The 12,996-nt window shown below is 44.9% G+C and carries 9 protein-coding genes; 1 reads left to right on the top strand and 8 read right to left on the bottom strand.

What is annotated here, in order from left to right; all coding sequences use genetic code 11:
- Positions 1-2 precede the first annotated feature (2 nt).
- The 3 genes from zwf to ECHVI_RS13955 are packed head-to-tail and all read right to left on the bottom strand — an operon-like array spanning position 3 to position 3,441.
- Positions 3-1,520 (bottom strand): glucose-6-phosphate dehydrogenase, encoded by a 1,518-nt coding sequence (zwf, locus tag ECHVI_RS13965; protein WP_015266653.1) that lies wholly within the window; start codon positions 1,518-1,520, stop codon positions 3-5.
- A gap of 26 nt (positions 1,521-1,546) precedes the next feature.
- The gene (gene gndA, locus ECHVI_RS13960; protein ID WP_015266652.1) at positions 1,547-2,944 is read right to left on the bottom strand and encodes an NADP-dependent phosphogluconate dehydrogenase; all 1,398 of its coding nucleotides are present in this window, start codon (positions 2,942-2,944) and stop codon (positions 1,547-1,549) included.
- Positions 2,945-2,985: 41 nt separating this feature from the next.
- Positions 2,986-3,441: an RpiB/LacA/LacB family sugar-phosphate isomerase gene (locus ECHVI_RS13955; protein WP_015266651.1), complete on the bottom strand. Its 456-nt coding sequence runs from the start codon at positions 3,439-3,441 to the stop codon at positions 2,986-2,988.
- A gap of 303 nt (positions 3,442-3,744) precedes the next feature.
- Here ECHVI_RS13955 and ECHVI_RS13950 point away from each other — a divergent pair, with 303 nt between their 5' ends.
- Complete coding sequence (locus tag ECHVI_RS13950; protein WP_015266650.1) at positions 3,745-4,410, top strand: hypothetical protein; 666 nt, start codon at positions 3,745-3,747, stop codon at positions 4,408-4,410.
- Between the two features lie 82 nt (positions 4,411-4,492).
- On the opposite strand, the gene ECHVI_RS13945 is transcribed toward ECHVI_RS13950, so the two are convergent.
- The 5 genes from ECHVI_RS13945 to ECHVI_RS13925 all read right to left on the bottom strand — a co-directional run bounded on the left by ECHVI_RS13945 (position 4,493) and on the right by ECHVI_RS13925 (position 12,766).
- Positions 4,493-5,608 (bottom strand): AEC family transporter, encoded by a 1,116-nt coding sequence (locus tag ECHVI_RS13945; protein ID WP_015266649.1) that lies wholly within the window; start codon positions 5,606-5,608, stop codon positions 4,493-4,495.
- Between the two features lie 33 nt (positions 5,609-5,641).
- Entirely contained in the window at positions 5,642-6,820 is a 1,179-nt protein-coding gene (locus ECHVI_RS13940; RefSeq protein ID WP_015266648.1) for a pyridoxal phosphate-dependent aminotransferase, read from the bottom strand.
- A gap of 509 nt (positions 6,821-7,329) precedes the next feature.
- The gene (locus ECHVI_RS13935) at positions 7,330-7,770 is read right to left on the bottom strand and encodes a hypothetical protein (RefSeq protein WP_015266647.1); all 441 of its coding nucleotides are present in this window, start codon (positions 7,768-7,770) and stop codon (positions 7,330-7,332) included.
- Positions 7,771-7,813: 43 nt separating this feature from the next.
- Complete coding sequence (locus ECHVI_RS13930) at positions 7,814-9,283, bottom strand: SusD/RagB family nutrient-binding outer membrane lipoprotein (protein ID WP_015266646.1); 1,470 nt, start codon at positions 9,281-9,283, stop codon at positions 7,814-7,816.
- 30 nt (positions 9,284-9,313) lie between these two features.
- Complete coding sequence (locus ECHVI_RS13925) at positions 9,314-12,766, bottom strand: SusC/RagA family TonB-linked outer membrane protein (RefSeq protein ID WP_015266645.1); 3,453 nt, start codon at positions 12,764-12,766, stop codon at positions 9,314-9,316.
- Between the last annotated feature and the right edge of the window lie 230 nt (positions 12,767-12,996).

The raw sequence follows: 12,996 nt of genomic DNA, 5'->3' as shown, positions 1-12,996 counted from the left end.
CACTAATCTTTTTGTAGGTTCAGCGCCCATACATGGCCATCCTTGGCGATCAGGGCTTCAGCATTTTCAGGCCCCCAAGCGCCTGCCGCATAATTTGGAAAATCGAGGGAAGGCCTGTTTTCCCACACTTCCAGGATCGAATCGATCACATCCCAAGCTTCTTCCACTTGGTCGGAGCGCATGAACAGGGTAGGATCTCCCCTCATGGCATCCAAAAGCAGCGTTTCATAAGCCTCTGGGGTCTGCGTACTGCAAGCATCATAATCATAGATCATATCTGCTTGGTTTAGGTTCATTTCCAAGCCGTGACGTTTTACCGTAAAACGCAGCCTGATGTCCATCTGTGGCTGCAAGTTAATGGTCAGCCGATTGGGCATCACACTGTCCGCCTGCTCTCTAGCAAAGGTACTGTGGGGTACGGGTCGAAACTGGATGGTTATCGAGGAAGTTTTTACAGGCATCCTCTTTCCAGTACGGAGGTAAAAAGGAACGCCTTGCCAACGCCAATTATCCAAGTAAAATTTAATGGCAGCATAAGTTTCAGTTCCCGAATTTTTCTCCACACCGCTTTCTTCGCGATAGCCAGGTACTTTTTTACCTTCTACCCATCCAGGCCCATACTGGCCCCTTACCGCAAATTTATGGACGTCCTCTGTTTTGATTCTCCTTACGGCACGCAGGACATCCGCCTTGCGGTTACGGATTTCCTCGGCATCAAAAGACACGGGTGCCTCCATGGCCACCATGGTCAAGATCTGCAACAGGTGGTTTTGGATCATGTCCCTAAGGGCTCCAGACCCCTCGTAATAGCCACCTCGATCTTCCACACCGACTTGCTCCGCCACGGTGATCTGTACATAATCAATATAATTACGGTTCCACAATGGCTCAAAAAGCGCATTGGCAAACCTGAAAGCCAAAATATTCTGGACGGTTTCCTTCCCTAGGTAATGATCTATGCGGTAGATCTGCTCCTCCTGGAATGTCCTTCTCAACATATTGTTTAGCTCAATGGCCGTCTCTTTGTTGGTTCCAAAAGGCTTCTCAATAATGATCCTGTCCTTCACTTCATTACTGGCCAAGCCGGAATCATTGAGGTTTAGCGTTACCGTTTCAATGAAACGTGGGGCTACCGAAAGGTAAAACAACCGGTTCGCCCTTTCCCCCCATTCCTCATCAATTTTGTCTAGCTTGGCCGAAAGGTCCTGATAGGCTTTTTCGTCGTTGATGTTGGATTGGAAATAGGAAATCGAGGGATGAAAAGCATCCCACTTTTCTTTTTGTGGTTTTCCGTTTCTTGAAAACTCGGTCAGACCATCAAACAGTTTCTTTCTGTAGGACTCATCGTCCAATTCAGTCCGTCCTAGGCCAATTATTGAAAATTTATTGGGCATCCACCCGTCCAAGTACAGGTTATAAAACGCAGGAACCAGCTTACGCTTGGCCAAATCTCCTGTACCTCCAAAAATCACAATGATGGTAGGTGCTGCTTTTCTGGTTGTCTTAATTTTTTCGCTCATAATTTTATCAAAGCTTTTCAGGTCATTTATTCCCACTGGGCATGAAACACACCTTCCTTATCAATTCGTTCAAATTGGTGGGCTCCAAAGAAGTCTCGTTGGGCTTGGATCACATTTGTGGACAATCGATCGCTGCGGTAAGCATCAAAATAACTCAATGCCGCCATCAGTGCGGGAGCTGGAATCCCTTTCTCCACCGCTACTTTCACCACTTCCCTGACGTCCTTTTGCCGGGCTACCAAATCTTCGCCAATTTCCTTATCCAACATTAAATTGGCCAAGTCAGGCGCCTTTTTATAGGCTTTTCTAAAATCTTCTAGACAAGCAGCCCTGATGATGCATCCACCTCGCCATATCTTGGCCACTTCTTCCAGGTTAAGCCCGTAACCATATTCCTCAGAGGCCAACCGAAGCTGTACCATACCCTGTGCATAGGTGGTGATCATCCCAAAATAAAGTGCATTCTTCAACATATCGGCCGTCGCATCCACGTTCTCCTCTCCTGCCCACTTTAAGGCCTTGGAAGCGGCCACACGCTCCTCTTTAAACTTGGAAATATCCCGCATCAAAACGGCCATATCAATGACCGGTACGGGAGCTTGCAGGTCCATGGCATTTTGGCTGGTCCATTTCCCCGTCCCTTTGGACCTGGCTTGGTCAGAGATAAGGGGCAAGAGCTGCTTGCCAGTGTCATCATCCTTCTTCTGTAGAATCAAACCAGTGATTTCTACCAAGAAGGATTGTAGCTCTGTATCATTCCATGATGCAAAAATGGATTGGATTTTATCATCTGAATACCCTAATCCCTTCTTCATGATATCATAGGTTTCAGCAATCAGCTGCATGATGCCATATTCAATACCATTATGGACCATTTTAACGTAGTTTCCGGCAGATCCCTTCCCTAAGTAGGTAACGCAGGGTTCGCCATCGACTTTTGCCGCAATGGCTTCAAAAATGGGCCGCAGCCGCTCATACGCTTGAGCATCGCCACCGGGCATCATACTGGGGCCAAACCGTGCTCCTTTTTCACCACCTGAAATGCCCATTCCAAAGAAGTGGATATTCTTTTTGGCCAATTCGGCAAATCGCCTTTCAGTGTCTGGAAAATAGGAATTCCCACCGTCCACGACAATATCATCTTTTTCCAGCAATGGCAAAAGGGAGCCTATGGCAGCATCCACCGGCTTACCTGCAGGTACCAAAAGCATGATGGCCCTTGGACGCTTAAGGGAAGAAACGAATTTTTCCGCTGTAATAAATCCTTTGACATCTTGCCCTTCCCTGGCGCCTTCTTCCAGGGCTGCTGCCTTTGCTTGATCTAAGTCCAAACCGGCCACGGAAAAACCGTGATCAGCCATATTGAGCAGAAGGTTTTTGCCCATTACACCCAGTCCGACAATCCCAAAGTCGAATTGTTTCATGCTATCTAATATTGTGATTCTACTTGGTTGTTTGAAATGCGTTATTTTAGGAATTCGTTTTCCAAGTCTTGGACTTTTTTCAGTCGACGCTGAAAACGTTCCTTTTCGACATACTCTGCCGTGATAAAAATCTCCACCAATTCCTTGAGTACAACGCCTCCCATCACCCTTCCGCCAAGGCACATCAGGTTCATATTATCGTGCTCCACTCCCTGATGGGCACTGTAAGGCTCTGTAATCAAAGCAGCCCGCACTCCAGGCACTTTATTGGCAGCGACGGTCACCCCTACTCCGCTGCCACATATCGCAATGCCTTTCTGAATCTCTCCTTTGGAAACAGCGATGGCCAGTGGCTTTACTTTATCAGGATAATCATCCGATTCATCAAATTCAAACGCACCAAAATCAGTCACGTCATGGCCGTTGCTCTTGAGGTATTCGTAAAGTTCTTGCTTTTGATCGAATCCTCCATGATCTGCAGCGATTCCTATTTTCATATTTAGACTTTTTTATCGGTACCAAACCAAAATTGATTTTTCACCTTTTTTTTCCCAGTTCCAATGCAATTTCAAAAATAGCTTTTTTTTGATGAAAGTATGTCTTTATCGATGGCAAATAGCACTGAACCTTCTTGGATCGTTTAGAAAATATAGCCAACCAAAATGTAGCGGCAAAACTAAAAAAACATCAACATATTGATTAACAAAAACTTACACCCCTAATTTATAGCAGTCTATAATTCACTTGATATTTGCTACCTTTGACCCAAAACCCTGAACCGTCGGAAAAGCCCCCAAAGCATGAAGCACCGCTTTTATCAAAAATCTGAAAAAAAACAAAAACAATTTATCCTGATCGTCAGCCTAGGCCTATTGGTCGTGTTTTTGGTCACCCTGTACCTGGCTTTCATAACGAAACAATACTGGTTAAGCCTGATCATAGCCCCCATTATCATGATGGCCGCTCCATTCATTGACACGCCAATGGGGAAACGAAATGGGAAATTGACTTACTACTCCCCGATGTTCATCACAGAAAAAGCAGATCATCAAAAAACCATATTTCACGGAGGAACATTATTCGATTATTGCTTCACATTGGACTTTAGCGTTCCTGGGTATGCACGGACACGCTGGATTTTATTGGGTTACCTCAAAGGACTTCTGAACTTTATTGAAGCCCATCAAGAGCTGGATGGTGAAACACAGGTATTAGAGGGTACTTCCTATATTCTTCAAGAAAATACAGCACGCAAGCTGGGTTTTCAGCCGACATCCACTGAAGGTATCCAGCGGCTAGTTCTGCTAGTAAACTTCCCGACATTGACCCTCGCGAATTCCATTTCCAAGAACAAACTTAGCTTTCCGAACCTCAGTAAAATAAAGACCTATCGCACCACTCTCAAACACCTGAGAGAAAAGCAGCCTTTCATAAAAAACTTGCATGACAAGCTAGAGAAAAAATAAAAGCCCCGCGTAGGCGAGGCTCCTATAATCCCACAAATTAACAACATTCAACTGTATTACTGGTTTTCTTTATAGTTCATTTCTATTCCGCTGGTTCTTCTTCAGAAAGCTCATAGGACATATTGGACTTTTTCACCAGCTGGACGACCACAGGCACCGCTGCAAGCACCATTAATGTCACCCCTCCCAAGAAAATATGGTACGGATTCATGAAATAATTCCCTGAAGAGAATACGCCAAGAATCACCAAAGTACTGAAGGGCAAGGAAACGGCCAGGATGTTCAGCCCAAGGGTCAAATCAAAGGTCTCTCCTCCATTACCCTCTTTTTTCTCCATGGCCGATACGGCAGACATATGGGCAAATGGCCAAAAGCTACAGGCACTTTGAGGGAACACCACGGCCAGTAATATGGCTGCTTCATTTGGCAAAGGCAGGAAGGTCACCAGCAAACCACTGATGATAAAGGTAATGCCTGACCGAAATGCCAATAGCGCTACAATCATCTTTAACTGATCCCACTTTAGCACCGCCGCTACCCCTATGAAAATCAAAATCAATGGCGTCATCATGGCTTTCATCTGAAGCACCGCATCGCTCAAAAACAAGGGTAGACTATCAAGTGTAAATCCAAAACTCAACAATACGATGGCCACGATCATGACCATGTTTATCGGTTCATTGAGCATGGAAAGCAAGAGCCCCTTCACTTTTTGATTGCCGCTGTGATTGACCGACTTATTGGCTCTATAATACCACTGCATGGCCAGCAAATAGGTCAAAACCAATACAAACACTTTGTTTCCAATATCGGCCAACGCTCCCCATGCCAACGCTTCATCTCCCAGATACTCTACCAAAAATGGAAAGCATGAAAGCCCTGGAGCCAGCGAAGGCAATAACATCAGCAAGGTCCGCATCGTTGGCGTATCATTATCGATACCATACAGTGGCAGCACGTACTTGCCCACTACCAGCATCAATAAATTGAACACCAGCGCAAGAATAGGCAAAAACAACAAGTCGGGCTGGATCTGTATTTTAAGCAAGGCCACAAAAATAATAGCGGGCAATGCGATATTCAAGATAATGATCTTCAGCCCTTTTTTGTGCTCTTCCTTGTTTAGTTTACTCTTCAGAAAAAACCCGATCGCAATCAGCAGTAAGAGAGAAAGGGTCTTTTGTATAGCTATACTCATGATAGACTAGTTTTTATTGGGCAGTAACGTATATTAGGCAGTGACTTTTTTGAAGGCTTCCAGGAAAATCTCCATTTCGGCCATGGTCCCCATACTTACACGGCACCAAGGCTTGTCCAAAAAGTTATAGGCGCGTACTCCTACTCCTTCTGCAAACATGGATTTCAGGAATTTGTCACCTTCCATCTGAATGGGGAAAATCATAAAACTGGTGGAGGAAGGAATGACATCGTAGCCCATAGCAGTCAGCTCGCTAAAAACATAATCTCTGCACTCCTTATTCATGGCCTTGCACTCTGAGAGGAATTTATCCTCTTGAACACTGACGATGGCTCCTTTTAGGGAAGTAACCGAAAGGCCCATTGTGCTTCGTACCATATCCGTAATGCTCTCTATACGCTCTGGCTGTGCCACGATATATCCGATTCGCAATCCTGCCATTCCGTGGATCTTACTGAAAGTCCTGGCGACGATCACATCATGGCCTTCCGCTACCAAGCCGACCATGGTATTATCTTCTGGCTTGTCCATAAATTCCAAATAGGCCTCATCCACAAAAATGGGGGTCTTGGCGGATACCGTTTTACAGAAGCTCTTTAATTTACCCGCCTCAGTGATTGATCCGGTAGGATTATTTGGATTACAGATGTAAACCAACTTGGTATCACTGTCTACTGCTTTGGCCATTCCATCCAGGTCATGAGCAAAATCTGACGTCAAAGGAATCGGTTTCCAAGTAGCTCCAATCCTTCTGGAGGTATTAATAAGAGACATGTAAGACGGATCAGCGGAAACGATGTTTCCACCTTCCAAGAATCGTACAATAGCTGTTTTTTCTAACAAGTCAGTGGAACCTGGACCTAACATAATATGGTCTTTGGTGACCCCTTCTTTTTCAGCTATCATTTCTATTAAAGTGGCCGCATCGCTGTGGGCATAACGGTTCCCCATAGAAACCGCATCGGAGATAGTCGAGACCACCTTTTTGGACGGGCCATAGGGATTCTCATTGGCCAACAAACGTGCCCTTAGTCTCGGAGCATTGTCTTTATACATGGGATCATGCTCCCAAAGTAAACTCTGTGGATTCATGGGAGCCACGTGGGAAGAAACACGAGTGGTACCTGCTACTAAACTGGGAGCCAAACCAATGCCTCCTGCTGCTAATAAACTAGACTTTAGCCAAGATCTTCTATTGATTTTTGTCGTCATGGTTGAAATGGTTAAATATTTTGAAAATTGATGAATACGATAATTAATTGTGATAATAGAATTGGACTTACTGTACTGTCTAAACCAGAACGAGGCTTCTGGTACTCATGCATCAATTATTTCGGGTTTCTACTTATAAGTCAACCATCCCGGCACAAACCTCCATAACGAGTATATATTTTAAACCTATTTTTTTATTTTTTACATAAATAGTATATAAACAGATATAAAAAACAACCACAAACTCCCAAATATGTATAAAATTGTGATTAGAAAATTATAAACATAATAGCGACACTAAAGTCTATTAAATTTCAATTTGGAGCTATAGGCCCGGCCTATTACCTGAAAACACAAGGAAATGAATGCGCGTCAATCAAAATCACCTACTCCGGGCTTTAGCCTTTTTACTTTTTCCCACTTCTCCTGTTATCAGCATGAAGACCATAAAAAAAACCTGAACAGTTTTACCGTCCAGGTTTCCGACCTATAGAATTACCCATTACTAATCACTCTACCCTAACGGTATGATACTTCCTAAAAGGAATGTTTTTGTGTGAACCGGTAAACTCCAAACGCACCTGATCGCCACTTCCAGGAACTTCGAGTCCGAGCTCCTGCCAACTTATATTCAGCATAGCCTCTCCTTCTCCATCCGTTACGGCAGTAGAGACTTCTTCGGTTTGGTTTACAAAAACGCTAATCTGTAAATCGCTCACCGGAATAGAATCAATTCCGACATTATTATCGAGGATACCGCTTTTATCCAATTCCATAAACTTGGCAGTGACTGCTACATCACTGTCTGATGGGAAATTACTCCCATCCACCACGACCAATACTGGAGACGCGACATTTGGAGTGGCTAACTCCACCGCATCTTCACATGCAAACAACAAGGGGATGCTCGCTAATAAAATCCCTCCTATTTTATATATCTTATTTTTCATTTTTATCAGTATTAAGAATGTTGACAATCTGAAACAGGCACATTTAGTCTTCAACCCACCAAAGCGGCGACCTCATGGTATCATCTCCTCCCAGCAGTCTCAAACCTTCATCCAAGGCTGCCTTATTGAGTGAATATTCCGATGTAGGATATTCTAACCTGGTAGGCAATACACCTTCATTATAGAACACTGCATCAGGATTAGGCGGTGGAAATACCGGATACCCGGTCCTCCTGTATTCTGTCCAGGCCTCTACCCCTTGGCCAAACAATGCCAACCATTTCTGTGTCATAATGGTCTCCTTATCCACTTCACCGATACGGCTCATATAATCTGCAGGCATTTCTAAACCATGCTGATCAAAGGAAGCCGCAATGGCTTCTTCCAAAAGTGCTGCAGGATCTCCATCGATGTCGCCGTCCAAGGCTGCCTCTGCTTCGATAAATAGCAACTCTGCATAGCTCATCAAGATACTCGGAGCAGTGGGATCAAGAAATTTTGTCCCAATGATACTGGCAGAATAATTTCCTGCTGCAGCATCCGTGAGTCCATTGGGAAGGCCTGCATATGATCCATCCGCCAAGGGCTGAGCATATACGGTAATGCGCCCATCATCCAGCTCCAGTAGTTTATTGATCAATGTTTCACTGATGTTCCAATCGGATCGGGTCGAAAAAACGTCAAACATTTTATTCCTACTACCGATCACATCGACATGATTCAATTGGGCAAAATCATCATTGCTGGTAAACAGTGGATAGGTGGATGGATCTCCGAGGATTTCTGCCATGATCGCCTGTGACGCTGCTGGTTTCTGCCCAGCTTGGTGATTGGCCAACTTTAAGCGCAATGAATTGGCAAATTTCTTCCATCTCATAATGTCTCCTTCGAATAGAATATCTCCAGAAATAGCAGGTCCATCCGTACTGAGGCTTTCATTGGCCAGACGTAAATCTTCCATCAATCCCGCATAAATATCCTCCATGGAGTCGTATTTGGGTGAATTAATAGGGTTTTCAGCCGTACCTTTCAGCGCTTCTGAATAAGGTATGGGGCCAAAAACATCCGTCATGTAGGAAAAGGTGAAAGCTTTCATCACCAAGGCGACCCCGTAATAGTTAGTGTTTTCGAATTCACCACCCTCACCGGATAGACGCTGGACACTCTCAAAGTTCACCAGCGCATCATTATAAAGCGCATCCCATGTTCCGGAAGATACCGTCAACGGGATCTCATAACTGTCTCCTTCCACGTTGATATAAATATTACGGGCAAGGTGCTGCATCCAACACATGGCAGCATCAATGTTTAATCGCTGAAACCTGGAACTGTGTCCCCAATAGCGGTCCACAGAAACTTGGATAGCATTGGGCAATAACAACGCCGGAGAAATACTCGTAGGGTTGTTAGGATCCACATTCATCTCTTCAAAATCCCCTGTACAGCTGTCCAAGAACAGGCCAACTGCAGGAATCATGAAAAGGGCATATATTTTTGTTAGACTCTTCTTCATAGCACGTTTGTATTTAGGTGATTCAATGGATCAAAAAGTAACGTTCAGGTTAAAACCAATACTTCTGGTAGAAGGCTGCTCTCCATAGGAAAAGCCCTGAGCATTCCCCCCTTTCATATCTACCTGAGGATCCATGTGCGGATGATTTTTAAACAAGATGGCAAGGTTTCTTCCTACGGCCGAAAGCTTCATGGACTGGATAAAATTATTGCCCAGGAAATTTTTCGGGAAGGAATATCCCAAGGTCAGTTCCCTTAATTTCACATAGCTGCCATCGAAGATCCCCGCCTCATGGTAAGTCCTGGGGTTTTGGGCATTCCAAAAGGTACCCGCATCCACGATCACGTCATTTTGGACATAGACTGGGGTTTCTTCCGTGCCCACATTCATCACGCCTTCTCCGATCACGCCTTCTTCCCTACCTATGGCAGTCTCTGCATATTGGCCTGTCTTACGAGCCAGCCCCGTACCCACATCAAACAAATCACCGCCCATTCTAATGTCTATCAATGCCCCCAGTGACCAGTTTCTGAAGGAGAAGTTATTGGAGAAACCGCCCATCCAGTCGGGCTGGATATTACCAAGTGCGAAGGTGCCTGCTTCCAGCTGAGGAAGGCCATCACTGTATACGATTTCACCCTCTGGAGACCTGAGGTACCTTCTTCCGTACAATGTTCCATATGGCTGGCCTACCCTAGCTTCGGAGGTCAAACTGTTTTGGCTGGCCAAGGTGTAGTTTTCCAAACCTTCTGCCAATTCAACCACAAGGTTCCTATTTCTGGAAAAGTTAAAGGACATGTCCCAAGTCAAGCCTGTTTCAGACTTAATCGGCGTACCGTAAACCATCAGCTCAACACCCTTATTGGTGATTTCTCCAGCATTGAGCACCTGACTGGCATACCCTGAAGAACTGGAGATGGCTACCGCCAAAATCTGGTTAGTGGTGGATTGGTGATAGTAAGTAAAGTCCAACCCAATTCTTCCTTCCAAAAACCTCATATCCAAACCAAGCTCTTTTCCAGTAGTAATCTCAGGCTTGAGGTTAACATTGGCAATTTCACTGGCATTTGCATAAGTAGGAGTAGTTCCTGCCCAGAGACCTTCGGAATTATATACTTGGCTGAGCATATAAGGACTGGCATCGCTCCCTACTTGTGCCCAGCTCGCACGGAGTTTTGCAAAAGAAAGCACGTTACTTTGCACATTGAAAATATCCGTCACCACAGCACTTAGGGCCACAGAGGGGTAAAAGAAGGAATTATTGTCCACTGGCAACGTACTGGACCAGTCATTACGTCCCGTTACGTCCAAGAAAAGGTAGTTGTTAAAACCAAGGGTAGCTGATCCAAACAGTGAATTTACCTCTTGCTTACGAATAGTACTTTCTGGTGTCACAGGACTGGCATAATTGCTCAGATTGTACAGGCCATCAATGGTCAATTCAGTCACATTCACATAATTGCGTTTGTAATAATTGGTCCTGTTGATCCCTCCTACTTGGGCTTTTAATGAAAATGTATTGGAGAACTCTTTGTCGTAGGTAAAGATAAAGTCGCTGTTGGTTTCCTGACTCCTAAGGACCGTTTCAGTATAAGAACCCTTGGTGGTCACAAAATTCTTTGTCCGCTCCACGCCTGTAACGTTCATCCGTGTATCCGTCCAAAAGTCCGTACCGGTCCGAACCATCAAGCTAAATTCATCTGTAAACTGATAGTTGACCGCAATATTTCCTACCATTCGGTCTTTCTCATTGGCATTGGTATAGTACTCCTGCAAAAAATAGGGATTGGTGAAGTATTCATGTTGCCAGTTTGCATAAGGATAGTCATCTCCATCCCGAAAGGTTTCACGTTGGATCCCGTAATAATCCCTCCAATTAAATAATTTAGTGAAATCTGTATGACGATGTGACCAAATGAAGTCAGAGCTTCCGCTATACCTTCTATTATCAGATCCAGACTTGATATACTCTGCACTGATGGTAACATTCAACTTATCCGTAAAATTGTATCCAGTATTCAGCTTAAAGTTATTCCTGTAGTAATCATTGTTCCACATGATACTTTTTTGATCAAGTCTTCCCACAGAAAGCCGAAAATTCCCTTTATCATTGCCGCCAGAAACAGCTATGTTATTGGAAACTGTTTTACCTGTCTCCCAGAAATCCTCCCAGTTGTCCGGCTGAGGCGTTAGTGGGACTAGCTCGGGTGCTGAAAACCAAAGCGGCACCAACCTGCCGTCCATGGGTGCACCCCAGCTTTCGTCCACCCCTGCGGTACCTCTTATGCCTTGCTCGTCAAATCCATTACGACCATCGACGTACCACGTCCTGTATCCAGCCCCACCACCGTAGGTGTTTTGGAAATCAGGCTTTACCAAAGGATTGTCAAAGGTCATATTGGAGTTAATCGCCACTCCGATGCCCTTGGTGCCTTTTCCGTCCTTGGTCGTTACCATGATCACACCGTTTGCAGCCCTTGATCCATAAAGGGCTGCAGCGGTGGCTCCTTTGAGCACATTCATCTCCTTAATATTATCTGGGTTAATTTCTGAAAGGCCATTGCCATAGGTTCGGGAAGAAGTTTGGTCGAGCGGAACACCGTCCACGACCACGAGCGGTTGGTTATTTCCTGCCACAGAAGATGATCCCCGAATGATCACCTGTGACCCACTGCCGGGCATGGAGTTGCTGTTAATCTGAACACCAGCTACCCTGCCTGACAAGCTGTTCACCACGTTTGGATTTTGAGCTTCCGTCAGCTCATTGCCTTTCACGCTTTGGACAGCATAGCCAAGGGCTTTTTTGTCCCTTTCAAGACCAAAAGCCGTAACGACCACCTCATTAAGGGCCATCGTACTGGATGTCATCACAATGGTCAAGCTGCTTTCCGAACCAATGGTCACTTCCTTGCTTTCAAATCCTATGAACGAAACCACCAAAACGGCCTCGTCAGGACTATCTACTTCAATGGAAAATTTTCCATCCAGATCGGTAACACTGCCCACCATGGTTCCTTTTACCAAGACACTGGCTCCTGGAATGGGCAATCCTTCTTCGTCCACGACCACCCCTGTGATTTCTTCCAATAGGGCTTCATCATTTTGGGCGACGGTAGCGGACAAGGCTTCTTTTGGCTTTGGTGGATTGTCATCTTTGACGACGACATAAAAACTCCCTACTCCTTGACGATAATTCAAACCGGAATCTTTCAAAAGCTTTGAAAGGTTTTCGTCAATGGTCAGGTCGCGATTTGGGGTGAATTCCTTTGACCATTTCTGGTCGGCTAAGTCTGAGGGATAAGCAATGGAAACCTTGTAAATGGATTCCAGCTTTCGTAGAACTTCTGGCAGCGAAGGTTCTCTGCTGATCGTATATCGATCTGGAACCTGCGCAAACTCTGCCAACAATTGCGCTTTGGTCTCATCTATGGCCATCATGGCAACCAAAAGCACAACCAGGCGCTTTGTAAAGGTGTTTAGCATAGGTATTTGGTTAGTGGTTAAAGTGGTTAAACTTTTTGCTATTTTGGGCTAAAATTGTTGCGGACAATTTTTGCTAAACAAGCCATACCAAACCCCACACACGTGTATTCCGATTTAAAATAGGGCAATATGCTTCCACGGTAAGTTTAATGCATAACTTTCCATGTCCCGATTTCTCGGGGAATTGCCATAAGTTTTGTTAAGTCGGCCTATTGGTCAGGCCACTTGAA

This window comes from Echinicola vietnamensis DSM 17526, from assembly GCF_000325705.1.
Taxonomy (GTDB): Bacteria; Bacteroidota; Bacteroidia; order Cytophagales; family Cyclobacteriaceae; genus Echinicola; species Echinicola vietnamensis.
This window is presented reverse-complemented; position numbering and strand designations above follow the sequence as displayed.